Here is a 23432-nt window from a genome sequence, read left to right on the forward strand (position 1 = left end):
CGCCTGTGCGGCCTCTACCACGGCATTGAACAGGCTCTAAGCTCTCCTCATGATTTCGTTCCGTCACTTCGCCCTCCGCCGTGGCAGCCGACTGCTGCTTTCCGATATCGACCTGGTCATCCAGACTGGCTGGCGGCTGGGTGTGGTCGGGCGCAACGGCTGCGGAAAATCCAGCCTGTTTGCCGCCTTGCAGGGCCAGGTAGAAGCCGATGCCGGCGACCTGGACCTGCCTGCGAAGATCCGCATGGCCTCGGTGGCCCAGGAAACCCCGTCGCTGCCCGACCCCGCCATCGAGTACGTGATGGGCGGCGACGTGGAGCTGGCCAAGGCCTTGCGCGACGAGATCGACGCCGAAGCGCGCGGCGACACCGAAGCGATGGCGCTCGCTCATCACCGCATCGAAGAACTGAACGGCTACGACGCCCGGGCGCGTGCTGGCCGCCTGCTGCATGGCCTGGGCTTTGCCGCTGAAACCCACGAGACGCCGGTGAAGGAATTCTCCGGCGGTTGGCGCGTGCGCCTTAACCTTGCGCGTGCGCTGATGGCGCCGTCGGACCTGCTGCTGCTCGATGAGCCCACCAACCATCTCGATCTCGACGCGGTACTGTGGCTGGAAGAATGGCTGCGCCGCTACCAGGGCACCTTGCTGATCATTTCGCACGACCGCGAATTCCTCGACGGCGTGATCACCCACACGCTGCACCTCAACGATGGCAGCGGCAAGCTCTATACCGGCAACTACAGCGCGTTCGAACGCCTGCGTGCCGAGCAGCTGCGCCAGCAACAGATCGCGCACGAACGCGAGCAGGCCGAGCGTGCTCACCTGCAGTCGTTCGTGGATCGCTTCAAGGCCAAGGCGAGCAAGGCCAAGCAGGCGCAGTCGCGCGTGAAGCGACTGGAGAAACTGGCCGGCACCGAGGCCGTGCGCGCCGAGCGTCCGTTCCATTTCCAGTTTGCCGTGCCTGCGCGACTGCCTGATTCGATGGTGCAGATCGAGGACGTCGATGCCGGCTATCCGGGTGAAAACGGCGCAGCCACCACCACGATTTTGCGCAACGTGCGTTTCCGCCTGGAAGCGGGCGAGCGCATCGGCCTGCTGGGCCCCAACGGCGCCGGCAAATCCACCCTGGTCAAGACCCTGGTCGGCGAACTCACGCCGCTGGCCGGCGAGCGCAAGGGGCACAAGGATCTGAAGATCGGCTACTTCGCCCAGCACACGGTGGAAAGCCTGCACGAAGGTTCGTCGCCGTTCGATCATCTGCAGGAGAAGGCGCCTGGCGTCGCCGCGCAGGTCTTGCGTGACTTCCTTGGTTCGTGGAATTTCGCCGGCGATCGCGCCTTTGAATCGGTCGACGGTTTCTCCGGCGGCGAGCGCGCGCGTCTTGCGCTGGCGCTGATCGCCTGGGACAAGCCAAACCTGTTGCTGCTCGACGAACCGACCAACCATCTTGATCTGGACATGCGCGAAGCACTGGCCGATGCGCTGGCGGAATTCGACGGTGCGCTGGTGCTGGTCTCGCATGATCGCCATCTGCTTGGCATGGTCAGCGACAGTTTCTGGCGCGTGGCCGATGGCACGGTGGAACCGTTCGACGGCGACCTAGACGACTATGCGAAGTGGCTGCGCAGCCGTGGTTCGGCCGCCAAGAAGGCCAAGAACAAGGAAAACGCCAAGCCCGTCGAACGCGTGGAAACGCCGGACGAGCGCCGCGCCCGCACCGCCGCCGAGCGCGACAGCGACAAGGCCACGCGCCAGCGCGTGAAAAAGATCGAGACGCGCATCGCCACGTTGGAAGGCGAGCTGACGGCACTCGAAGCGAAGTTGGCCGATCCGCAAACCTATAACGGCTCCACCACCGAGATGATGCGGCTGGGGCAGCGACAGAGTGAACTTCGCAGCGAGAAGGAAACGCTCGAAGTCGAGTGGCTGGCACTCTACGAACAGTTGGAGGCATGAGCCTGGCCATGCGCGATTCGGCCCATCACGCGATCGATGTCTGGCTGCCGAATCTCGCGCGATTGGCGCCCGATCATCCGTTGCGCGGTCTCGTGCGCAAGGCCGATCGTCTGGCTGACGGCGCGCGCGGCTACATGGCTGGATTGAACGCGCGCTTCGAGCTGCCCGACCCGCTGCCGGCCGCGGCGCTCACGCGCCAGCTGATTGCCGGTGACGCCGGCGGCGATCGCTGGCTGTGTGCCGATCCTGCCTGGGTGCAACCTGATCTCAATGGTGCGCGACTGCTGGCCTGCGGGCAGATGCAGTTGTCGATGGACGAAGCGCTTGCTCTCGCCGAGCCGCTGATGCCCTTGTTCGACGAAGCCGACATGGCGCTCATTGTCTCGTCGCCCGATCGCTGGCATGTGCGCTTGTCCGCCGATACTGCGCTGCCGGACTTTGCAGCTCCCGAGCAGGCGTTGGGCGAGGACCTCTACTACCACCTGCCGCAAGGCGTGGAAGGGCGTCGCTGGCGCATCCTGCTCACCGAGGTGCAGGTGATCCTGCATCAGCATCCGCTCAACGCCGAGCGACGCCAGCGCGGCATGCCGCCGATCAATCATGTATGGCTATGGGGCGGCGGCGCGCTGCCGCAAGCCGTGCATACCTCGCTTGGCAACGTGATTGGCGATGATCTGCTGTTGCGCTCGCTGGCGACGCAGGCAGGCATTGCCGTGGCGGCTCGCACGGAGGCATCGATAGCCGCGGCGTTGCCGGGCACCTTGATGGATCTGCAGGACCTGCCGGAAGACGAACTGGCTGCGCGTTGGACACCGGGCCTGCTCGCCCTGGCCAAGCGCCAACCCTTGCAACTGAGTTTTGCCAGCGGCGAGCGCTGGCTGCATCGTCCCTGGCATCGTCTGCGTGTCTGGCGAAGGAGCAGCCGGTGAAGCGCAACAGCCTTCGTCGACGCGAGCCTCAAGGCAGCCCGGCGGGTTGGGGCGTGGATGTCCATCCGGTCTTGCAGCAGGTGTTCGCCGCACGCGGCGTGCTCTCGCCGCTGGATGCCGAATATCGTCTTGCGCGTCTGCTTTCGCCACAACAGCTCGGTGGCCTGGATCAGGCGGTGGCCTTGCTGTCGGAGGCGATACGCGACGATTGGACGATTCTGATCGCCGGCGACTATGACTGCGATGGCGCGACCGGCACGGCCGTCGCTGTGCGAGGCCTGCGCATGCTGGGCGCGCGCCGCGTGGACTATGCGGTGCCCAATCGATTCGTGCATGGCTACGGCCTGAGTCCGGCGCTGGTCGAATCGCTTCAGCCCACGCCGCAACTCATCGTCACCGTCGACAACGGCGTGGCCAGCGTGGCGGGTGTAGCTGCGGCGCAGGCGCGCGGCATCCGCGTGATCGTCACCGATCATCATTTGCCTGGTGAGCAACTGCCCAGCGCCGATGCGATGGTCAATCCCAACCTCAATGGCGATGCGTTCCCGAGCAAGGCGCTGGCGGGCGTGGGCGTGATGTTCTATCTGCTGCTCGCGCTGCGCGCATCGCTGCGGGAGCACGGCGTGTTTCCTGCGGGCAGCGAGCCGGATCTTTCCGTGCTGCTCGATCTGGTGGCGGTGGGAACCGTGGCCGATCTGGTGCCATTGGATTTCAACAACCGCGTGCTGGTGGAGGCGGGTATGCGGCGTGTGCGCAGCGGCCGTGCCCATGCGGGCGTGGCGGCGCTGGTGGAGGCGAGCCAGCGCAGCGCGGCGACGCTTTGTGCCAGCGATCTGGGCTATGCGATCGGCCCGCGGCTCAATGCGGCGGGCCGGCTCGAGGATATGCGCATCGGCGTGGAGTGCCTGCTCACCGATGATCCGGTGCAGGCGCGTCGTTACGCCGAGCTGCTGAGTTCCATCAATCAGGAACGCCGCGAGTTGCAGGCCACCATGGTGGCCGAGGCCGAAGTGATGGTGTCGCGCACGGCAGACATCGACGCCGTAGGTGTGGCTTTGTTCGAACCGAGCTGGCACGCCGGGGTGGTAGGACTAGTGGCGTCCAAACTCAAGGAGCGGCTGCATCGTCCGGTGATTGCGTTTGCACCGGCCAGCGAAGAGATGCAGGACGAGTTGCGCGGTTCGGCGCGTTCCATCGCCGGTTTCCATATCCGCGATGCGCTGGCGATGATCGACGCGCGCCACCCAGGCCTCATCGCGCGCTTCGGCGGTCATGCGATGGCCGCCGGACTGAGCCTGCGCACCGAGGACTATCCACGCTTCGCCGAGGCCTTCGACACGATTGCACGCGAGTGGCTGGACGACGATCAGCTGCAGGCCGTGCAGCACACCGACGGCGAATTGCCCGTTGGCGCGGCGACCCTGGAACTGGCGCGTCAGCTGCGCGCTGCGGGCCCCTGGGGTCAGGCATTTCCCGAGCCGGTATTCGACAACGTATTCGAATGCGCGAGCTGGCGCGTGATGGGCGAGCGGCATCTGCGGCTGAGCCTGCGCGATCCGCGCGATGGCTCGGTGCACGATGCGGTGATGTTCAATGCCTACGAGGGCACGCCACCGCCGGCGGTGTTGCGAGCTGCCTACGAGTTGGTCATCAATGACTGGCAGGGTCGCGAGAGCGCACGCTTGCTGTTGCGCTACCTCGAGCCCGTCTGAGCAAGCGTGCGATGCCTCAACGCAGATCGAGGTAACGCAAGAGTGCGTGGTTCGGGCTGGACGAAAGTGCATGGACCGGCGAGCTCGGTGCCGCCTTCCATGCATAGCGTATGCGTATCGCCAGCACGGCGGTGCGCATGGCCTTGATGTTGCGGCCCAGAAACCGGCACCACGGGTGCTCGAGCGCGGCCAGGTTATCTGCGGTGGGGACGGCCGATACGTGCATGGTAGGCACGCAGGCCCGGCGGGCTTTTCGGCTGGGGCGCTGCTTTTTCCGATTCGCACGACTGTGGACGTCTATACGTGCTGTGCCCGCAGGGCGTCACCGCGCCACTGGCTGGGCGTCTTGCCGGTGAGGCGCTTGAACACGGTGGTGAAGTGCGCCTGCGTGTGGAAGCCCACCTCCAGCGCCACATCCAGCATCGAGCGCGGCATCTCGGCGATCAGCTGCTTGGCGTGCTCCATGCGGCACAACAACAGGTAGTGATGCGGACGGAAACCGGTGGCTGCGCGGAACTGGGCGGCGAAGTGCATCGGTGACAAGCCCGCCGCAGCGGCCATGTCGTTTAGCGTGATGGATTCGGACAGGTGCGCCTTCACATAGTCGTCTACGCGCTGCAGGCGCCATTGCGGCAGCACGGTTTTCTTCACGGCGCAGGCCAGCGGTGCAGCGGCCGCGCGCAGATGGCGCAGGCGATCGACGATGAGCTCCAGCACCTGCGTGGCCAGCGCGTGCTCGCGGCTTTCGCCGTGCATTTCCAGCAGGGTGCGGGCCAGCTGTAGTAGCAAGGCATCTTGCGCCGGTCCCATCGAGAAGCAGGCGCGGCTGGCTTCATCGGCGGACCAGAACAGCTGCACGGGCAGTTCCACATACAGCGCACGGCAGTTGCCCGGGCATTGCACGCTGACCGATTCGCCGGGGCGGCTCACGTAGTAGGAGCCCGCATCGCAGGCGCGCTCCTGAAGGTCGTGGGCGTCGCTATGCAGTGACAGGTGGGCGTCGTCGAGCAACAGCAGCACCGCATAGGCGTCCTGTGGCGTCCTGGCCTCCCAATGGGTGGCGCCCGAACCCTGGTGGCTCCAGATGGAGGCCTTTGCCTGCGTCATGCGTGGGTCGGCCTGCAGGGACAGCTGCTGCCAATGGGTGTTCGCAGCGGCACAGCGATCGAGCAGGGCGCGGGTGGCAGAGTGCGCCTTGGCGGCGAAGGCTTTATTCAAAGTGCGGGATTTGGCGACGGTAGACATGACTTCTCCGTTCCGGCGAATGACATGCCGGTTCGAATGAGGGGATCGAGGATGGGAAGGCGCCGGTGCGGCGGGTTCCGATAGAAGGGTGCGGGAGCGGTGCGGCGGAAAGCCTTGCTTGTGCGTTGCAGCAGAGTCTGTGCTTGTGCCGCCTCGAAAGAAAATACCGTTTCGCTATGCGGGCATAACGGCCGGTTATGGCTCGGCGTCCACCCATTGGGCGCCCTTGAAGGCGGAGGCGCCGACCTGGCTGCGAATAAAGCCCAGCAGCTGCGCCTCGATCGCTGAGGCCGCGCGCGTCAGCGGCTTGTCCCGCGAGGTGATCAGGCAGGCGGTGAGATAGATCGGCGGCTCGATCGGCGTGGTGGCGATGTCCGGGTGCCCGGGCATATCGGTGAAGTCGCCCTTGGGCAGGATGGCGTGCCCCAGTCCGGTCTCCACGGCGGACAACACCACCTCGAACAGATCCGACTCGGCGACCGGTTCGGCGTGCAGCCCGGCGGCGGCCAGTTCGCGGTCGAGCGCCTTGCGCAGCACATTGGTCGGTGTGGGCAGCATCAGCGGCAGCTGCGCGATCTTCGCCAGCGTGGTGGACTTCTCAGCCTTGCCCTGCTGTTTTCGGCTGGCCAGGTAAAGCCGCTGGCGGAACAGCACCTCGCGCGTGAAGCCGGTCTCCGGCCCGTTCTCGAACACGATGGCCAGGTCGATGGTCTTGGCGGCCACTTTGTCGCGCAGCGTTTCGCTGTCACCGGTGATGAAGCGCAGGGTGATCTTGGGCAAGGTGGCGCGGCAGATCTCCATCATCTTGCCGGTCAGCGCCGGCGCCATGGTCGAGGCCATGCCGAAACACACCACGCCCTGGATTTCGCCTTGCGCGGAGCGCACCACGGCGGGCAGGTCGTCCACCTGCCGGATCAGTTTCAGCGCTTCCTGGTAAAGCACTTCGCCGGCAGCCGTGGGCGTGACGCCGCGTGCGCTGCGGTGGAGCAGGGTGACGCCGAACTCGTCTTCCAGCTCGGCAATCTGCTTGCTCAAGGCCGGCTGGGCGATATGGATGAGCGCCGCCGCGCGGGAAAAACTGCCCGCTTCCACGATCTTGGCGAAATAGCGCAAATGGCGAAACTGCACGAGGGCGCTCCTGGGGACGGCCGCAATGGCTCTTGCTCAGAGGTCGGCGCAAACGCAAGAAGTATCGGGGCATGCGCGCATGCGCGCCACCATATGGAGGCCCGCCATCGTGCTTTTACGCAATGGGGCGCCTCAGCTACAGGGAAACAGCTCGTCGAACGGCGGCTCCGAGATGCCGTAGACGGCTATCTCGATACCCTCGCCATAGTCGCTGTAATCGGCAATATGGACCGAAACGGCCTGCAGCATGCCGTCGCCGCCGACCACATACAGCCCCATCGGCACCTGATCGTCTTCGCGGCATCCATATCTTCACGTCGTCGCGCGGCCAGCGCCACCAGCGGGGTCGAGCCGACGCCGACGGCGACATCGATCACCCGATCGAGCGCAAGCTGCGATAACGAAGAAACCTGGCCGGCTGCACTGAGCACCATCAACGCCGTCACCGTACCGAGGATCCAGCTATAGGCCCGTGGCGATCCGATCATGTTGTAGATGCCCACGCCCGCCACGATGGCCAGGGCAAGCACGGTCAGCGTTGCATGACCGGACAGCGGCGGGGCCAGTACAAAGGCAAGCCCTGCGTGCACGTTCCTTTTCAGAAGGCACGGCGGTCGCCGCGTGGGCGCTGCGGCGCGGCTCAGACGACGAGTTTCAACAACTGCGTGAGAATGACCTTGGCGGGAATCACCGTCAGAAAGATGGGAGCGAACGGGATGAGTGTGGCGAGGGCGAGCGCCAACGCCGCGCGCGCATCAAACAGCACGGGACGCATGGCGTAGACGTTGGCCGTCACGCTGTAGAGATCGGTGGCGGCGGAAAAATCCGGTTTCTCCAGCGATTCCGTATCGACCACGTTGCCCGACCTCAGCCATTTGTCTTCAAATTGCGTACCCAGGCGGCTGGCCAGTGCGCCGTACTCGAAGATGCCGCGTCGCCATGCCATCAGCAGCATGCGTCCGAAAACCAGCGGCGGCGTGAGAAAGATGACCACGACCACCGCCGCCGAGGCGAGCGGCGTTGCCGGGTGGTCCAATGGATTGAGCCCCAGATGAAACACCTCATTGGCAAAGGTGCCCGCGATGATGATGCCGATGGCCAGCGCAAGCGGCGCGAACATGCGCGGCGAGAAGGCGACAAACAGCAGTCCACCCGCCTTGTCGGGGTGGGAGGCCACCAGGTGCAGCCCCATGTGGGACACCTGACGAAGAAAGCGCATCCATACGAACACGCGCCATATCCAGCTCAGCAGCAAACCCAGCAACAGCGGCAGGCTGATCAACATATGCCACCAGCCGGCGGGCGACAGATGCGGCGAATCGGGTGCGTAATGCCAGATCGGCAGCACGTTCTGGCGTACGGTGATCGCAATGGTGATGACAAACGTATAGACGATGATCGTCATGGCTGCCGAGGGCCACACGCCCAGGCTCAGGCGCCGGGTCGAAGCAACGGCTTCATCGAAGCGCGTCTGATCGGAGGCGTCGATGATATGGGAGGTGACGAAGTGCTGTGCCGTCAGGTCCAGTCGCGGAAGGATGATGTATTCGCAAAGGATCAGGATCGGAACGGCCAAGACAAAGCGCGCATGCACGGCGATATCGGTGAAAAAGGCGTGCAGCAACTCGTCGTGACCCGTCACCAAGGCCTGTCCAGCGCAGAGCAGGGCCAGCGGAATCCATGCCAACCCCACCGCGATAAGCACGCGGCGCAATGCCTGGGTGCGATGCGCCGGCTTGATCAGCCGCAGTCGCCGCAAGACGGCGACATGTTTGGGTTCTTCGAAAATGCTCGAACGAGGATCGCTCACGCCGGCAGCTCCCGCAACACGCTGATGCTAGAAGTGCCAGGCCACGCTTAGCGCAGGGCCGCTCAATTCCACTTGCTTGAGGAATTTGTCGCTGCTGCCTTGCTTGTATTCGACGTCGCGGTAATTGAGCGCGATATCGCCCCAGTGAAAAGCGTAGGCCACGCCGATCATCGCCTGATAGGTGTTGTCCGAACTGCCCGCGCCAACATCGACGTAATAGGGGAAGAACCAGTTGCTGCCGGCGAACGGCGACCAGCGGCCGCGAATGCCGATGATGCCGTCGGTGACGTGCGTCTGGTTGTTGAGATGACCGCTGTTCTGGATATCCGGCCGGCCACCGTTGCCGGTCAGGTTGAAGTTCCAGTCCAGATTGCCCTTGATCCATAAGTAGCGCATGCCGAACACCAGATCGATGTAGCCCTGCTGTCCATGGGCCATCGTATACAGGCCGGCCAGGGTCACCATGCCGCCCTTGATGCCCCAGCGCGTATCGAGATTCGCATCGGCGCCTATGCGGTCGCCGCCGATGCGGGTGAAGCGTCCCTTTTCGTCGCTGAATTTCACCCAGTCGAAGTCGCCATAGAAGCCCCAATCCCCCTTGCGTACCGTGCCATCGACCATGAAGGCGCCGCTGAGGTAATCGAAGATGTCGTTGTTGGTCTTCTGTTCGACCGTGCCGCCATTGTTGGGCAACTGATAGCGCGTTTTGGCACTGATGCCGGGCAACCAGCCATAGGGCTGGATGCTGCCATGCCAGTCGCCATCCCAGTAATCGGGGGTGTCCGCCTTTGCCGATGTCACCGCAAAGCCCATGATGCAAGCCGACGCCAGCAGGGCGCGGGAACAGGTGAGGCGCGAATTGCGGAGGCGGCGCATGGTGGTCATCCTTAAGGTCGGCGATCGACGCTATGGTCGTGCTCTGTTTGGCAGACTCCCAGCGAACTACTACTTACCCGCAGGCGGTAAATCTACGGATACCGCGCCCCTTGAGCAGGGCCGGTGGTCCTTTTAAGTAGTTTTACTGGAGACGTTTGCGCATAAATGCAGTGGTCAATGCGTCGTGCGACGTATCAAGCTGGTGCAAGCGCGTGAGCGGCACCGGAGCGGCACCATGAACACGACTGGGAAGCACGGATTCTGGCGGATCTACTTGCTATGTCTCGTATGCCTGCCGCTGATGATTGCGGGTCCCGTGGCCGCACAAAGTACGCAAGGCGCGACTAGCGCCCAGGGCAGTACGCAGAAGAGTTTCTCCACTCAGCAACTCGATCAGATGCTCGCCCCGGTTGCCTTGTATCCGGATGCGTTGCTCTCGCAGATACTGATGGCCTGTACCTATCCCAGCAATGTGGCCGATGCCGCTGCATGGTCGGCGGCACATCCCAAGATCCAGGGCGACGACGCGGTGAAACAGGTAGCCAACACGCCCTGGGATCCCAGCGTGCAATCGTTGGTGGCATTCCCCCAGGTGCTGGCGCAAATGAAGCAGCAACCCGAATGGGTGCAGAATATGGGCGACGCCTTTCTTGCCCAGCCCGATGATGTCATGGCCTCCGTGCAGCGCCTGCGCGCGCAGGCGCAGAAGGCCGGCAATCTCAAGACGACCGAGCAGCAGAAGGTGGTGGTGCAGCAGGCGCCACCCACGGCCGCGGCGCCGAGCACCACGGTGATCCAGATCGAGCCGGCCAATCCGGAAGTGGTGTACGTACCGTCGTATAACCCGACCGTGGTCTACGGTACCTGGGCCTATCCCAGCTACCCGCCGCCGTATTGGCCGCCGCCGCCGGGTTATTACTATCCGGTGGCTACCGGATTGGCGGCGGGCATTGCCTTTGGCGTGGGTGTTGCCGCCGTGAACTCGCTGTGGGGCGGTTTCAACTGGGGGCATGGCGACGTCGACATCAACGTCAACCGCTACAACAACGTCAATAACGTCAACAACCGCATCAGCGGCAACGGCAACAACAGGCAGACGTGGAACCACAACCCGTCCAATCGGCGCGGCACGCCTTATCGCGATCAGGGCAGCCGTGATCGCTATGGGCAGGGCGTGGGTGGCGCCAATCAGCGCGAGGCTTTCCGCGGCAACGACGCGAATCGCCAGCGCGCACTGCAGAGCTTTGACCGCTCCACCGGCAACGGCTCTTCGATGGCCGCGCGGCGTGGTGCAGGCGAAAGCGGCGCGGCACTCAATCGGCCGTCCACCGGCAACCGGCCTGGTGGTGGCCAGGGCGCAGCCGGCGGCGCGGATCGAGGCAACCTCGGCGGCGCGGATCGAGGCAGCCCCGGCGGTCAGGGGCGCGGCGATCTGGGCGGACAGACGCGCGAACGCGGCAATGCCGGTGGGCAGCAGGGCAACTTCGGTGGCGATCGTGCATCGCAGGGACCGCGCAACAACGCGTTCAGCGGCGGGCAATCGCCGGGTTCGGCGCATACGCAAATGAATCGCGGGCAATCCAGTCAGCGCTCGATGTCGCAGTCCCGAGGTGCCGGCGCTGGTGCTGGCAGGCAGATGTCCCGACCTGCGCCAGCCCGGGCAGGTGGCGGTGGCCGTCGTCGTTGAGGAGCATGACCATGAATCGCACTCCCATGATCCGTCGCCTGGCCTTGAGCACCATGTTCTGGGCTGGCTGTGTCCTTTGCGGCGCCGCGCTGGCACAACAGGCGAGTTACCCAACGGCGGATGACGCCGCCGGAGCCTTCGTGCAGGCCGTGCGCAATCACGACCAGGCGGCACTCGCCAAGGTGCTGGGCAATAACTGGAAGGATTACATCCCGACCGAAGGCATCGATCAGGATGATGTGGACCTGTTCCTCAAACGCTACGACGAAAGCCATCGCATCGAAACGGCCGACGGCAAGAGTCATCTGGACGTGGGCGCGGAGAAGTGGGTGCTGCCCATGCCGTTGGTCAAAGGGAAGGACGGTTGGCATTTTGACCTGGCCGCTGCGCAGCAAGAGATACGCACGCGCCACATCGGGCAGAACGAACTCGCCGTCGAGCAAGCCATGCTTGCCTACTACGACGCGCAGCGCGATTACGCGACCCAGGACAGGGACGGGGACAAAGTGCTGCAGTACGCGCAGCACCTGCTCAGCTCGCCGGGCAAGCACGACGGACTGTACTGGCCCGTCAACGACAACGAGCCGCCGAGTCCGTTGGGTCCGAAATTCGCCAACGTGGTGCCAGGGCAGGGCTATTACGGCTACCACTACCGGATACTGACGGCGCAGGGCGGTTCTGCCCCCGGAGGCGCCTATAACTATTTGGTCGGCGGTCGCATGACCAACGGTTTCGCGCTGGTTGCCTGGCCCGCGCAGTACGGCGAGACCGGCGTGATGAGTTTCATGGTGAGCCACGACGGCCAGGTATTCGAAAAGGATCTGGGCAAGAACGGCGGCACCATCGCGCAGTCCATGAAGAGTTTCGACCCTGACAGCAGCTGGAAGGAAGTCGACGTTCCCACTGCCAATTGACGCCGCCCGCACGGTGAGTGCTCGTCGGTGTGGATGGCCGGCGAGCTCATTACGTGCTTTTACCGGGCGCAATGCCGAGTATTTTCGCTGTCCGCAAAACGCCGGCTCCGGCAGAGTCCTTCCATCGCCCATGGCGGATGATGCAACGATGGAGAAGTCATGAGGCCGCGCCCTGCGCCAGTAGCTTGCCTGCTCGGCGCGTGCCTGCTGCTGGGCGCCGCGCTCCATGCGCAGGACGCACCCGCAGTTGCAGGGGCTGCCGATAAGAACCAACCGCTGTCGCCGACGGCTCCCGTGGCGCAGGCCAAGGACTCCCAGGGTTCATGGTGGAGCCGTTTCCGCGACCCGCAGGACAGCTCCGTCGACATGTCGCGCTGGCTGTTGCAGCACAAGGGCGCGCTGCTGGTTCCCATCATCATCACCGAGCCTGCGGTGGGCAACGGTGGCGGACTGGCCGCGGTGTTTTTCCACACGCCCAAACAATCGGAGGCGTCCAGGGAAAGCGGCTTGCGCATTCCGCCCGACATCTACGGTGCGGCTGCTTTCAAAACCGAAAACGGCACCTGGGGTTACGGCCTGGGCGGCACCTTTCATTTCAAAGACGACACCTGGCGTTACGCCGGCCTGGTCGCCAAGATCAATGTCAACCTGGACTACTACACGCAGGGCTTGCTGCTGGGTCCGCATAAGATCGGCTACAACCTCGACGGCATCTTTTCCTACCAGCAGGTCTCGCGCCGGCTCGGCACGAGCGATCTGTTTGTCTCGGCGCGCTGGCTCTACATCGACCTGGATAATCGGCTCAATATTCCCAGCGACGATCAGTACTTCAAGCCCAAAGAATTCGCCAGCAAGTCGTCGGGACTCGGGTTGGGCCTGGGTTACGACTCACGTGACAACACGCTGACACCCTCAAGCGGATGGTTCGCGCGACTGGAGGCCACCCAATACGCGCCCGCTTTTGGTAGCGACACCACCTTCCAAAGCTATCGCGGCCGCGCCTATGGGTATTTCAAACTGGGCGAGGATTGGGTGCTGGGCACGCGCGCGGACTTCCGCTCCGTGCGTGGCGATGTGCCGTTCTATCAACAGCCGTCGATCGATCTGCGCGGCATTGCCTATGGCCGCTATCAGGATCAGAACGTTGGCATGCTCGAGGCTGAGCTGCGCTGGAACCTCACGCCTCGATGGGCGTTGCTTGGGTTTGGCGGAGCGGGCAAGGCGTGGGGACGCACGCTGGACTTCGGTGATGCAAGCACGCACACCGCAGAAGGCGTTGGCTTGCGCTATCTGATCGCACGTGCCTTGGGGCTCTACGTCGGCCTGGACTGGGCGTGGAGCGAAGGCGACCACGCGTATTACATCCAGGTGGGAAGCGCCTGGCGATAACGTCGTCCGCCTGTGGCGAGCGGACGACGCGATGGTGCGAGCCCGTTCAACCGGTGGTGTAACCCTTGCCTTTCATGCATGCGCTGTACGCCTGGCCAAGGTTGGCGGAGTTCTGGTTCTGCGTGGCCGCCGAGGCTGCGTTTTGATCACGCCTCTGCTGGCGTGCGCGTACGCCGCCGGCCACGACACCGGCGGTGGCACCCACGCCGGCACCATGTCCGGCGTCGCCGTTGGCAACACCGCCAATCACTGCGCCGGCAGCGGCGCCACGCGCCGCGCCTTGAACACGCTGGCCACCGCCGACGGCCGGCCCGGTCTGCGGCGGGGGAACCGCCTGCTGGGGTGCGTTGGTCTGGGCCCAGGACATGCAGGCGCTCTTGTCCGCCTCCTGCTGGTTGGCGTTCTGTCCGTTGGCCGGGTAAGTCGGCGGCAGCTGCTGAGCGGATGCGACGCCGGCGACGAAGGTGAGCGAGAGGCCGATGATTCGAAGGCTGTGGTTTGTCATGGTCCTACTCCTTGCAGCGTCTTGAAGGGGCTGAGCGCCATCGGCTCGGCCTGAGCGTGGGAATGAAGGGTGTGCGCTAAAAAAAGGATTGGTCCGCGGCCATGTCCATATCCCCTGGCGCCACCGGAATGAGCCCGAGACGCTCGGCCTCACGGATGAGCGCCACGCCGCTGTGTACGCCCAGCAGGTCGAGCAGCGACTGGCGGTGGCTCTCCACCGTGCGCACCGAAATGCCCAGGTCGGCGGCGATCTCGCTGGTTCGCTTGCCCTTGGCCATCGACTCGATGACTTCGCGCTGCCGACGGGTCAGCCGTCGCAGCGATTCGGGTGCTTCGAGCAGTGTTGCCATCAACTGCGGGCTGACGAACTGGTTGCCTGCGCAGACTTCGGCCATCGCATTGAACAGCTCGCTGCTTGGTGACTGCTTCAGCACATAGCCGTTCGCACCCGCCTGCATGGCTTCGCGCACGATCAGAGGTTCACTGTGCGTGGACAAAACCACCACCGGTATATCGCTGCCCATGCGCCGCAAGCGCTGCAATGCCTGCAGGGCACTGAAGGGTGGCATGGCGATATCCGTGATGACCAGGTCGATCTGTCCGGTCAGTACCGCTTCCATCAGGGCTTCGCCGTCATGCACCAGCAGGACCGAACTGGTGCGCTTGGCGAGCAGGCCGGCCAAGCCCTCGGCGACGCAGCGATGTTCGTCGGCAAGCAGTACCCGCAGCTTGCGCGTGCTCCTGGAGGCGATTCGCACGGTCGCCTTCATGGCGTCGCCGGCCAGACGTCGCCAACCCGCCGTGCGGGCGTCACGACGAGCCTGCCGACGCCCCAGGGCGCGGCAAGGGTGCCCGAACAAGGAGGAGGGCACGCTGATTTCATGATCGATCGGATCCCCGTTGGGCCTCAGCTCGCTCCAGCTCAGCTTGGGCCGTCGATGCCCGCTTGGTAAGCGAACTTTCACTCAAAGGGGGTCGGTAAATTTACTGAAAATCGCGTGAAATCGCCGATTTCTTACGACGGGACGGACACGGGACACGCACATGGGTCCGTTGCGAGTTCGCTGATTTTATGGACCTAAGGCCATGCCCTGGAGGGATTTCACGGGAGAACATTCGTAGAACTACGCAAATCATCACGGGGCGACGACGGGCGTCGTGGGGAAATGCGGGAGGGATTTCGGTGGACCGGCGCTCAATACTCGCAGGGGCGAAAGCTGCCGCTGGCAGCAGGACGAAGGGATGCACGGGGCAGAGGGGATCATGACCGGGAAAGCACCGATCGGTGCATTGTCCCAGCAACTGCTACGTGGTCTGGGCGCAGGCCTGGCCGCGGTGCTGGCGCAATGGATGTCGCTGGTGCTGTGGGATCACGCGCGCGATTTCCAGATTATCTGGCTGCCAGGGCCGTTGTTGCTTGCGCTGTTGCTGTGCGCGCCCTATCGCTACTGGCTCGCCAACAACGCAGGCTGGTTCGTCGGCATGACCTTGATGTCGTTGACGGCGAACCTGCCGCTGCAGGGCCTCGCGGTCGCCAACACGGGCGTGATCTTGCTGGTCACCATCGCCGCCTGGGGGCTTGGGCAACTGCGTGAAGAGCAACCCATCGGCAATTTCCAGCAGCTGCTGGTGTTTGTTCTGGTGGCCGTCATGGTGCTGCCCGCTGCCACCGGTGCGGCAGTGTCGTGGTTATCCACGCAGGTGGACTTGCCGTTCTGGCTGTCTAGGCAGTGGTGGCATGTGGCGCTGGCCAATGCGCTGGGCTATGTGTTGCTGACGCCGGCCATCCTCAGCCTGGTCAACCCGGGCTCGTCGTTGCGACGCGACAGGCTGCCGGGATGGAATATGCCGCTGATCACCGCCGCAGCGCTGGTCGTGCTCTGGCTGGCCTGGCGCGAACTTGGCGATTACCCCACAACGAGACCGCTGCTGCTGCTCGCGCCCGTGCCGTTGGCCATTTTCGTGGCCTTGCGGGCGCAGGTGGTGGGCACCTGCGTGGTCAATCTCCTGGTGGGACTGCTCGCCATCCAGTTGAGTCTGGAACATGAAGGGCCGTTCGTGCAGCCGCAAGCGGAGCTCACCACCATCAGCGTGCAGTTGTGGATGCTTGGCGTATCGGTGGCATCGCTCTATCTCGCGGCCCTGGTCGAGCAGCGACGGGCGACCCAGCGCGACCTGAGCGTCACCAACACCGAAGTGCGCGAGCTGGCAGGTCGCTTGATCGTTGCGCAGGAGCAGGAACGCGCGCGTATTGCGCGCGATCTGCATGACGACATCAACCAGCGTCTGGCGGTGGCATCGATCCGGCTGAGCGCGCTGCGCCGCAAGGTGGACGAGAGCAACAAGCAGGACGTGAGCCGACTGCAGAGCGACCTGATTGCACTATCCGAGGACGTGCGCCATCTGTCCCACGACCTGCACCCAAGCATGCTCTCGCAGACCGGGCTCACTGCCGCGCTGGCGGGCTTATGCCAGAACGTGCGTCACCGCAACGGGCCCGCGATCGAGTTGCGGGTATCGCCGTATGCAAAAGATCTTCCTGAAGATGTCGCGCTCTGTCTTTATCGCGTCACCCAGGAAGGTCTCGGCAACGCATTGCGATACGCAGACGCGCAGCGAGTTGAAGTGGCGCTGCAGATCGAGCATGACCAGGTAGATCTCACCATCATCGACAACGGCAAGGGATTTGTCACCGAAGGGGAGGGGCGTCGAGGGCTTGGACTGCTGAGCATCGACGAACGCACGAAGCTGCTGGGCGGCAGCTGCCGACTGCAATCAACTCTGGGCAAAGGGACTGAGTTATGCATACGAATTCCGCTAGGAACCCAAGGGCCGGCGTGAGGCCAACCCTGATCATTGCCGACGACCACCGCATGGTGGCCGAGGGCGTGCAGCACATCCTCGACGAGGATTTCGATCTGCAGGACATCGTGGCTGATGGCGAGGCACTGATCGACGCCGTGCAGCGCATAAAGCCGGATCTGGTGGTGGCCGATATCAACATGCCTCGCTGCAACGGCATGGACGCGCTGAAGCGTCTCCGGCAGGCCGGCTTCGACACGCGCTTCGTCTTCCTCACCATGCACATGGAGCCGGCGCTGGCGGTCGCCGCGTTGCGCGCAGGTGCGCGGGGCTACATCCTGAAGAACTCGGCGGGCGAAGATCTGCGCAATGCGGCCCAGCAGGTGATGGCCGGAGGCACCTATGTGACCCCGGCGTTGGGCGCGCGCTACATCAGCGGCCAGATGACCGATATGCGCAATCTCACCTCCAAGCAATTGCAGGTGCTTCGACTGGTTGGCGAAGGCTTGCGTTCCAAGCAGATCGCGCTGCAGCTGGGACTGTCGGTGCGCACCGTGGAAGCGCATAAATACACCATGATGCAGGTGCTCGGCGTGCACTCCACGCTGGAGCTGGTACGTCGCGCACAGGATCTGGGGCTGTTGTTCTGAGCGGCCCGTACGTTACGGCGTTTGCTTCGGTAGATTTACTTAGCATTGCTTCGGTTCGATTTCGGTGGCGCAGGGTGGTGCATTGGAAGATGCTCACGACGAGATGCGCGCCTCGACTGAAAGCAGCGACAAAAGGCGATCCAGCCTGGTGCTGGCCGAGGACCACTTGCCCATCGCCGAGCAGCTGCGCGAACTGTTGAGCGAGGAGTTCGATGTGCTTGCCGTGGTTGCGCATGGCGAGGCGCTGGTGAAAGCCGTGAGGCGCCTTCAGCCCGACGTCGTGGTGACCGACATCAGCATGCCTGGCATGGACGGTATGCAGGCGGCCCGCCAATTGCTCGTCGATCGCCCCGACCTGCCGATCATTTTCATCACCGTGCACGACGACGCCACGCTGGCGCGCGCCGCGTTGTCACTGGGCAAGGGCTATGTGCTGAAGGCTTCGGCGGGAGAGGAGTTGATCGAGGCGCTCAATCAAGTGCTCAAGGGTGGCCATTTCCTATCACCGGCATTGGGTCGCTTTGAGGCGTTGATGGAGCTGCCCGCGACGTTTGGAAAAAACCACTAGCTTTCCGCGCCGGCGTAGACGCGCATCGCCTCGCCCAGATCCTGCCGCAGCGTGGAGAAACCCTCCCAGGGATCGCCGCGCAAGCGCCCCAGTCGCTGCCTGGCGGAGCGGATGTCGAACGCGCTGCCGCTGCTGCAGCGACCAAGGTCTTGCCAGCGTAACGGCATGGCAACCGGCGCACCGGGGCGCGCACGCAACGACAGCGATGCCACGCTGGTGGCGCCGCGCGTATTGCGCAGATAGTCGATGAAGATGCGCCCCTTGCGTTCGCTCTTGGCGGATGTCGCCGTGAACGCGTCAGGGCGCTCGTCGGCAAGTTGATGGGCAAAGGCACGGCTGAACCGGCTGGAGTCTTCCCAGCGACACGATGCGTGCAATGGCACGAGCACGTGCAAGCCTTTGCCTCCGGTGGTTCGTACGAAGCTCTTCAGCGACACTTTGGCCAGTCGATCCCTGAGCCATCGCGCGGCTTCGATCACATCGCGCCAGCTCACGCCGCTCCCGGGATCGAGGTCAAACACAAGATAATCGGGTTCTTCCAGCGCATCGGCCCGTGCCGCCCAAGGATGGAATTCGATGGCGCCGTATTGCACCAATTCGATTACCGAGCTGGCGTCGCTGGGGCAGAGATAGTCATCAAGCGCGCCGCTTTCCTCACGCAGCCGCACGCTTTCGACCCGACGAAGTCCCCGCATCGGGTGTTTCTGGAAAAAGCCCGGCTCGGCAAGGCCTTCGGGAAAGCGGAACACCGAAGTCGGTCGACCGGTCACGCCCGGTAGAAACCAGGGCATGATCGCGTCGTAATAATCGGCGATGTCTTGCTTGGTGATGCCGTCGTCGGGAAACACCACGCGCTTGGGATGGGTGACTACCACACCATTCAATTCGTTCGTCGTCATGGGCGACCTTCGCGCGCCGCGCTTCATTCCGGCCGAACGGCCATCATGGCCGTCAGCTGGTCGGGAGTGACAGGCGGCACACCGCCGCGCAATTCCATCATCTTGCGTTCGGTCTCGCGGATCTGCAGCTCGCCCACCGGATGCCTGCGCAGTTGCCCGCGCAAAAGTTCGTTTTCCAGTTCGAGCATGCGGTAGAGCTGCAGCAGTTCGTTAAAAGCCTGATGCAGGGGCAGTTGGATCATGGGTGTGCCATCCGTCATCAGCAAGACTCCGTGATCGGGGCTTTAGAAACTGACGATCAGGCAGTTAACGATGGGTGATAGATCGATGTGATTTCCGCCATCGGCAGCGTTGTGCAGGGCGTGGCGTTCACGGATGGCAAGCGCATGTGTATCCGCGGTGAAACAGTCCATGCCTGTGTCCCTATCCCAATCGTCGTAGTCGCATTCCTACGAAACATCAGGTGTCGTGCTGATAGGACGACCGGTGTAACAAAGGCATGCTCTTTTAGTCCGGAACGGACAAATCGTCGCGCCTAATGCGTACACGATTAGTTGTGGCAGGCATCTCCTTTCCCCCACAGGGTTGCATCATGGTCACCTATTCGCTCAAGCAGTCCCCGGACGGTATGTGGTGTGTGTGCCGTCTTGGTTTTTCGCTGTTCAGTGATCTGCGGCTTGGCAGTGCCATCAAACTCGCCCGGGAAGTCGCCCGCGATGAACATCTGCGTTCGGGTCGTTCGGTCTGCGTGGAAATGCCAGGCACCGAAGCCTCGATCCGCCTGGCGCAGTACGCCAGCGTGGCGGCGGTGCTGGAACAGGCCGCGTAAGTCCTTCGTATCCGGGGCGTAGGGGGCGCCCTGGGTGCACACATGTTGCATGGCCGCTTGTGTGTCGGGGCCGGGCTGGGCAAAGTCTCGGCATTCTTCCACCCGGGACGACTCCATGCGCTTGTCGCTTCGTTATGGCTCGATCGCTGTACTGGCGCTCGCCGCGCTGCCGCTGCAGGCGACCACCTTGCTGGTCAATGCCCACATCCATACGATGGATCCCTCACGTCCGGAGGCTGCGGCGCTGGCCTGGGGCGACGATGGACGCCTACTTGCGGTGGGTGATACAGCTGACCTCAAGAAGCAGTACCCCGACGGCAAGATCGAGGACGCCAAAGGCGCCACCGTCATTCCCGGTTTGATCGACGCTCATGGCCACATGCTGGGCCTGGGCATGACCCATATCGAAGTGGACCTTGTCGGCAGCACCTCGCGCGCGGAGGTGGTGTCGCGGCTCAAGGCGGCCGCCGCCAAATTGCCGCCGGGCACATGGCTGATCGGCCGCGGCTGGGACCAGAACCGCTGGGCCGACAAACATTTCCCCAACGCCGCTGATCTCGATGCAGCGTTTCCCGATCGCCCCGTGTACCTCGAGCGCGTGGATGGTCATGCGTCGTGGGCAAACACGGCGGCGATGAAGCACGCGACCAAGTCGCTGGATGGCGACTGGCAACCCGACGGCGGACGCATCGAACGCGTCGGCAAGAAGGCGACTGGCGTGCTGGTGGACGGCGCCCAGGCTTTGGTGGGTCAGGCCGTTCCTCCGCTGACGCACGAGCAGACGCGCGATGCCTATAAGGCCGCTTTCGCCGATGCAGTCGCGGCCGGCTTGACCGGCGTACACGATCCGGGCGTGAGCCTGGAGGATTTCAAAGTCCTGCAGGAAATGGCGGCAGCCGGTGAGATACCGTTGCGTCTCTATGAGATGGCCGACGGCAACCACCAGGCGCTCGACTGGCTGTGCAGTCAGGGCGGGCGCTGGGCAGATGCGAATGGCCGTCTGCAGATGCGCACCGTCAAACTTTATATGGATGGCGCGCTGGGCAGTCGCGGCGCGGCATTGCTGGCCGACTACAGCGACGACCATGGCAACAAGGGCATCTTCGTCACCTCGCCCGAGGCCTATCGCACTGCGGTGGAAAAGGCGTATCGCTGCCATGTACAGGTCGCAACGCATGCCATCGGCGATCGCGGCAACCGCAACGTGCTCGATACCTATCAGGCCGTGCTGGGCGAGCACGCCGACAGCGATCATCGCTGGCGCGTGGAGCATGCGCAGATCGTCGCGCTCGACGACATTCCGCGCTTCGCCACCTTGCATCTGATCGCCTCGATGCAGCCCACCCACGCCACCTCCGACATGCCATGGGCCGAACAGCGTCTCGGTGCGGAGCGACTGAAGGGCGCGTATGCCTGGCAGCGATTCATCCAGGAAAAAGTGCCGCTGGCGTTCGGTTCGGATTTCCCGGTGGAGCAGGTCAATCCGATGCTTGGCCTGTATGCCGCCGTGACGCGGCAGGATCTCAATGGACAGCCGCCGGGTGGCTGGTTGCCGGATCAGCGGGTGAGCCGCATCCAGGCGCTGGCGGGTTTCACGCGCGGCGCGGCGTATGCGTCCTTCATGGAGGATCAGGTCGGCGCCTTGAAGCCCGGCATGCGTGCGGACTTCGTGGTGCTCAGCGGCGACCTGCTTACCGTATCGCCGCGTCAGATCGCCGACCTGAAACCGCTCAGCACGTGGGTCGACGGCAAGGCGGTCTATCGCGCTGAAAAGACAAACGCCGCGCCCTGAGGGCGCGGCGTCTGCTGGGGACGGTGGTGCCGGTGAAGCTTTAAGCGGCCTTGCGGGTCGCCACGCTGATCGAAGCGTGCGCGGTCTTCAGGGCCTCGACCTTGTGGTCTTCGCTGAAGTTGACGCCTTCAGCGCGGACAAACTCAAGATCAGTGACGCCGAGGAAGCCGAACAGGGCGCGCAGGTAGGTTTCCTGGAAGTCCATCGGCTGGGCGGCGCTGCCTTCGCTGTAGATGCCGCCACGCGAGGAGGCGATGATCACGCGCTTGCCGCCAGCCAGGCCTTCCGGACCATTGGCGGTGTAGCGGAACGACTTGCCGGCCACCGCGATGCGGTCAATCCAGGCCTTGAGCTGGCTGGGGATCGAGAAGTTGTACATCGGGGCACCGATGACCACCACGTCGGCCGCCAGAAACTCTTCGATCATCTGGCTGCCCTGGACCGCCACCGGATCGCTGGCGTCGGCCACGGCAGTCCAGTGGGCGAGCGGGTTGGCAACCAGATCGTGGTAGATAACTTCGGTTTGGGGGTTGTTAGCGGTCAGTTCGGCCACGATGGCGGCGGTCAGACCGCGCGAAACGGAGTGGCTACCCAGGGCACTTGCGTCGAGATGCAGCAGTTTCATGGTATTTCCTCAGTTGACGGGCCGGGTCCGCCGGCGACAGAACTAAGGTAGTCTTCGGACAATCAAGTGATAAGCCGGCTAAACTCGAACGTATTGTTCTAATAAGGAAACAGCGATGACGGTCCTGGATGGCGCCCTTCAAGATCTCAACGATCTGTATTTCTTCGCTGCCGTGGTTGAACACGGCGGCTTTTCCTCGGCCGGACGCGCCCTTGGCATCCCCAAGTCCCGCCTGAGCAAGCGCATCGCGCAACTGGAAGAGCGCCTTGGCGTCCGCCTGCTGCAGCGAACCACCCGTCGCTTCGTGGTGACGGAAGTCGGCGAGCGCTTCTATGGCCACTGTCGTGCCGTCCTGGAAGAGGCAAGGGCGGCGCAGGAGGCCGTGGAAGAAGTACGCTCCGAGCCGCGTGGCGTGGTGCGCGTCAGTTGCCCGGTCTCGCTGGTGCAGACCGTGGTGGGCCATATGCTGCCGGAGTTCCTCGCCCAGCACCCCAAGATGCAGGTGCGCCTGCACGCCACCGACCGGCGCGTCGACGTGATCGGCGAGGGCTTTGATATCGCCATCCGTGTGCGCAGCAAGCTCGATACCGACGCGACCCTGGTGGTGCGCACGTTTGGCCAGTCCAAGGTCTTGCTGGTAGCCAGTCCGGACCTGCTCAACCGTTACGGCCGTCCCAAGGAACCCACCGATATTTCGCAGCTGCCGGCGCTCAGCAACCAGGAGCACGAGGGAGCGCAGGGCTGGGAGCTGCTCGATGCACAAGGCGAGAAGATCGTGGTCGACATCCAGCCCCGCCTGATCTGCGGTGACTTCAACGCCCTGCTGCAAAGCTGCAAGAGCGGCGTCGGCGTGACGCTGTTGCCCGAGTTCGTGTGCGGTCCGGCCATCGAGCGCGGCGAGCTGGAAGTGGTGCTGCCCGAATGGAGCGTGCCACAAGGCACCATGCACTTCGTCTACCCGAGCCGGCGCGGCCTGTTGCCCGGTGTACGCGCGTTCGTGGATTTTCTTGCGGAACGGCTGCCCGATTCGGTGCGCGAAAATCACGCGAAGTGCCACAAATACCTGTGACGCAGGTGCGCAACGACACCCGTGTTACGATCATCATTTAGCCTTCC

The 23432-nt window shown here is 63.9% G+C and carries 23 protein-coding genes; 12 read left to right on the top strand and 11 right to left on the bottom strand.

All coding sequences use genetic code 11. The annotated features are described in order from the left end of the window. Positions 1-49: 49 nt before the first annotated feature. From AC1DE1_RS15755 to recJ, 3 genes are read left to right on the top strand one after another with little or no spacing between them, the layout of a single operon-like run. On the top strand, positions 50-1957 hold the full coding sequence (locus AC1DE1_RS15755) for an ABC-F family ATP-binding cassette domain-containing protein (protein WP_477177510.1): 1908 nt from the start codon (positions 50-52) through the stop codon (positions 1955-1957). Further along, entirely contained in the window at positions 1954-2886 is a 933-nt protein-coding gene (locus AC1DE1_RS15760) for a phosphoglycerate mutase (protein ID WP_477179130.1), read from the top strand. The genes AC1DE1_RS15755 and AC1DE1_RS15760 overlap by 4 nt, the downstream gene beginning before the upstream one ends. Beyond that, positions 2883-4598, top strand: a complete 1716-nt coding sequence (recJ, locus tag AC1DE1_RS15765; protein ID WP_477177508.1) for a single-stranded-DNA-specific exonuclease RecJ — start codon at positions 2883-2885, stop codon at positions 4596-4598. Before AC1DE1_RS15760 ends, recJ begins: the two co-directional genes overlap by 4 nt. Positions 4599-4614: 16 nt before the next feature. Here recJ and AC1DE1_RS15770 read toward each other — a convergent pair whose 3' ends face one another. From AC1DE1_RS15770 to AC1DE1_RS15795, 6 genes are all read right to left on the bottom strand, one after another. Next, positions 4615-4824 (bottom strand): hypothetical protein, encoded by a 210-nt coding sequence (locus tag AC1DE1_RS15770; RefSeq protein ID WP_477177507.1) that lies wholly within the window; start codon positions 4822-4824, stop codon positions 4615-4617. 71 nt (positions 4825-4895) lie between these two features. Continuing rightward, positions 4896-5843 carry a helix-turn-helix transcriptional regulator gene (locus tag AC1DE1_RS15775; RefSeq protein WP_477177506.1) on the bottom strand — a complete coding sequence of 316 codons (948 nt, stop codon included), beginning with the start codon at positions 5841-5843 and terminating at the stop codon, positions 4896-4898. Positions 5844-6038: 195 nt separating this feature from the next. After that, on the bottom strand, positions 6039-6971 hold the full coding sequence (locus AC1DE1_RS15780) for a LysR family transcriptional regulator (protein WP_441602434.1): 933 nt from the start codon (positions 6969-6971) through the stop codon (positions 6039-6041). 185 nt (positions 6972-7156) lie between these two features. After that, entirely contained in the window at positions 7157-7561 is a 405-nt protein-coding gene (locus AC1DE1_RS15785; protein ID WP_477177505.1) for a hypothetical protein, read from the bottom strand. 50 nt (positions 7562-7611) lie between these two features. Then, a complete protein-coding gene (locus AC1DE1_RS15790) occupies positions 7612-8781 on the bottom strand; it encodes a hypothetical protein (RefSeq protein ID WP_477177504.1) in 1170 nt (389 codons plus the stop codon). A gap of 27 nt (positions 8782-8808) precedes the next feature. Then, positions 8809-9657 carry a hypothetical protein gene (locus tag AC1DE1_RS15795; protein WP_477177503.1) on the bottom strand — a complete coding sequence of 283 codons (849 nt, stop codon included), beginning with the start codon at positions 9655-9657 and terminating at the stop codon, positions 8809-8811. Positions 9658-9892: 235 nt separating this feature from the next. On the opposite strand from AC1DE1_RS15795, the gene AC1DE1_RS15800 reads away from it, so the two are divergent. The 3 genes from AC1DE1_RS15800 to AC1DE1_RS15810 all read left to right on the top strand — a co-directional run bounded on the left by AC1DE1_RS15800 (position 9893) and on the right by AC1DE1_RS15810 (position 13647). Then, entirely contained in the window at positions 9893-11344 is a 1452-nt protein-coding gene (locus tag AC1DE1_RS15800; RefSeq protein WP_477177502.1) for a DUF3300 domain-containing protein, read from the top strand. Positions 11345-11355: 11 nt separating this feature from the next. Continuing rightward, positions 11356-12258, top strand: a complete 903-nt coding sequence (locus AC1DE1_RS15805; protein ID WP_477177501.1) for a DUF2950 domain-containing protein — start codon at positions 11356-11358, stop codon at positions 12256-12258. 159 nt (positions 12259-12417) lie between these two features. Then, positions 12418-13647 (top strand): BamA/TamA family outer membrane protein, encoded by a 1230-nt coding sequence (locus AC1DE1_RS15810; protein ID WP_477177500.1) that lies wholly within the window; start codon positions 12418-12420, stop codon positions 13645-13647. Between the two features lie 46 nt (positions 13648-13693). Here the strand turns inward: AC1DE1_RS15810 and AC1DE1_RS15815 are convergent, their stop codons facing one another. Both AC1DE1_RS15815 and AC1DE1_RS15820 read right to left on the bottom strand, forming a co-directional pair. Next, complete coding sequence (locus AC1DE1_RS15815) at positions 13694-14152, bottom strand: hypothetical protein (RefSeq protein ID WP_441602427.1); 459 nt, start codon at positions 14150-14152, stop codon at positions 13694-13696. Positions 14153-14228: 76 nt separating this feature from the next. Next, positions 14229-14921, bottom strand: coding sequence for a response regulator (locus AC1DE1_RS15820; RefSeq protein ID WP_477177499.1), 693 nt, complete (start codon positions 14919-14921; stop codon positions 14229-14231). Between the two features lie 493 nt (positions 14922-15414). On the opposite strand from AC1DE1_RS15820, the gene AC1DE1_RS15825 reads away from it, so the two are divergent. The 3 genes from AC1DE1_RS15825 (at position 15415) to AC1DE1_RS15835 (ending at position 18171) form a co-directional block, all read left to right on the top strand. Beyond that, on the top strand, positions 15415-16992 hold the full coding sequence (locus AC1DE1_RS15825) for a sensor histidine kinase (RefSeq protein WP_477177498.1): 1578 nt from the start codon (positions 15415-15417) through the stop codon (positions 16990-16992). Continuing rightward, a complete protein-coding gene (locus AC1DE1_RS15830; protein WP_441602424.1) occupies positions 16989-17603 on the top strand; it encodes a response regulator in 615 nt (204 codons plus the stop codon). The genes AC1DE1_RS15825 and AC1DE1_RS15830 overlap by 4 nt, the downstream gene beginning before the upstream one ends. 82 nt (positions 17604-17685) lie before the next feature. Then, positions 17686-18171, top strand: coding sequence for a response regulator (locus tag AC1DE1_RS15835; protein ID WP_441602423.1), 486 nt, complete (start codon positions 17686-17688; stop codon positions 18169-18171). Here AC1DE1_RS15835 and ligD read toward each other — a convergent pair. Further along, positions 18168-19070 carry a non-homologous end-joining DNA ligase gene (gene ligD / locus AC1DE1_RS15840; RefSeq protein ID WP_477177497.1) on the bottom strand — a complete coding sequence of 301 codons (903 nt, stop codon included), beginning with the start codon at positions 19068-19070 and terminating at the stop codon, positions 18168-18170. The genes AC1DE1_RS15835 and ligD overlap by 4 nt on opposite strands. Positions 19071-19093: 23 nt before the next feature. Then, positions 19094-19312, bottom strand: coding sequence for a hypothetical protein (locus tag AC1DE1_RS15845; protein WP_441602421.1), 219 nt, complete (start codon positions 19310-19312; stop codon positions 19094-19096). A 350-nt stretch (positions 19313-19662) separates the two neighbouring features. On the opposite strand from AC1DE1_RS15845, the gene AC1DE1_RS15850 reads away from it, so the two are divergent. Both AC1DE1_RS15850 and AC1DE1_RS15855 read left to right on the top strand, forming a co-directional pair. After that, on the top strand, positions 19663-19899 hold the full coding sequence (locus AC1DE1_RS15850) for a hypothetical protein (protein ID WP_441602420.1): 237 nt from the start codon (positions 19663-19665) through the stop codon (positions 19897-19899). A 115-nt stretch (positions 19900-20014) separates the two neighbouring features. Next, on the top strand, positions 20015-21691 hold the full coding sequence (locus AC1DE1_RS15855) for an amidohydrolase (protein WP_477179131.1): 1677 nt from the start codon (positions 20015-20017) through the stop codon (positions 21689-21691). A 40-nt stretch (positions 21692-21731) separates the two neighbouring features. Here AC1DE1_RS15855 and AC1DE1_RS15860 read toward each other — a convergent pair whose 3' ends face one another. Beyond that, entirely contained in the window at positions 21732-22316 is a 585-nt protein-coding gene (locus AC1DE1_RS15860) for an FMN-dependent NADH-azoreductase (protein WP_441602418.1), read from the bottom strand. A 115-nt stretch (positions 22317-22431) separates the two neighbouring features. On the opposite strand from AC1DE1_RS15860, the gene AC1DE1_RS15865 reads away from it, so the two are divergent. Beyond that, positions 22432-23385: a LysR substrate-binding domain-containing protein gene (locus AC1DE1_RS15865; protein ID WP_477177495.1), complete on the top strand. Its 954-nt coding sequence runs from the start codon at positions 22432-22434 to the stop codon at positions 23383-23385. Positions 23386-23432: the final 47 nt, after the last annotated feature.

Source organism: Dyella sp. 05T440 (genome assembly GCF_056395965.1).

What these genes read in the sequence shown, in the direction of transcription:
- AC1DE1_RS15755 (WP_477177510.1), top strand. Translation starts at nt 50, where the DNA reads ATGATTTCGTTCCGTCACTTCGCCCTCCGCCGTGGCAGCCGACTGCTG.
- AC1DE1_RS15760 (WP_477179130.1), top strand. Translation starts at nt 1,954, where the DNA reads ATGAGCCTGGCCATGCGCGATTCGGCCCATCACGCGATCGATGTCTGG.
- AC1DE1_RS15770 (WP_477177507.1), bottom strand. Translation starts at nt 4,824, where the DNA reads ATGCACGTATCGGCCGTCCCCACCGCAGATAACCTGGCCGCGCTCGAG.
- AC1DE1_RS15775 (WP_477177506.1), bottom strand. Translation starts at nt 5,843, where the DNA reads ATGTCTACCGTCGCCAAATCCCGCACTTTGAATAAAGCCTTCGCCGCC.
- AC1DE1_RS15795 (WP_477177503.1), bottom strand. Translation starts at nt 9,657, where the DNA reads ATGCGCCGCCTCCGCAATTCGCGCCTCACCTGTTCCCGCGCCCTGCTG.
- AC1DE1_RS15800 (WP_477177502.1), top strand. Translation starts at nt 9,893, where the DNA reads ATGAACACGACTGGGAAGCACGGATTCTGGCGGATCTACTTGCTATGT.
- AC1DE1_RS15805 (WP_477177501.1), top strand. Translation starts at nt 11,356, where the DNA reads ATGAATCGCACTCCCATGATCCGTCGCCTGGCCTTGAGCACCATGTTC.
- AC1DE1_RS15810 (WP_477177500.1), top strand. Translation starts at nt 12,418, where the DNA reads ATGAGGCCGCGCCCTGCGCCAGTAGCTTGCCTGCTCGGCGCGTGCCTG.
- AC1DE1_RS15815 (WP_441602427.1), bottom strand. Translation starts at nt 14,152, where the DNA reads ATGACAAACCACAGCCTTCGAATCATCGGCCTCTCGCTCACCTTCGTC.
- AC1DE1_RS15820 (WP_477177499.1), bottom strand. Translation starts at nt 14,921, where the DNA reads ATGAAGGCGACCGTGCGAATCGCCTCCAGGAGCACGCGCAAGCTGCGG.
- AC1DE1_RS15825 (WP_477177498.1), top strand. Translation starts at nt 15,415, where the DNA reads ATGACCGGGAAAGCACCGATCGGTGCATTGTCCCAGCAACTGCTACGT.
- ligD (WP_477177497.1), bottom strand. Translation starts at nt 19,070, where the DNA reads ATGACGACGAACGAATTGAATGGTGTGGTAGTCACCCATCCCAAGCGC.
- AC1DE1_RS15845 (WP_441602421.1), bottom strand. Translation starts at nt 19,312, where the DNA reads ATGATCCAACTGCCCCTGCATCAGGCTTTTAACGAACTGCTGCAGCTC.
- AC1DE1_RS15850 (WP_441602420.1), top strand. Translation starts at nt 19,663, where the DNA reads ATGGTCACCTATTCGCTCAAGCAGTCCCCGGACGGTATGTGGTGTGTG.
- AC1DE1_RS15855 (WP_477179131.1), top strand. Translation starts at nt 20,015, where the DNA reads ATGCGCTTGTCGCTTCGTTATGGCTCGATCGCTGTACTGGCGCTCGCC.
- AC1DE1_RS15860 (WP_441602418.1), bottom strand. Translation starts at nt 22,316, where the DNA reads ATGAAACTGCTGCATCTCGACGCAAGTGCCCTGGGTAGCCACTCCGTT.
- AC1DE1_RS15865 (WP_477177495.1), top strand. Translation starts at nt 22,432, where the DNA reads ATGACGGTCCTGGATGGCGCCCTTCAAGATCTCAACGATCTGTATTTC.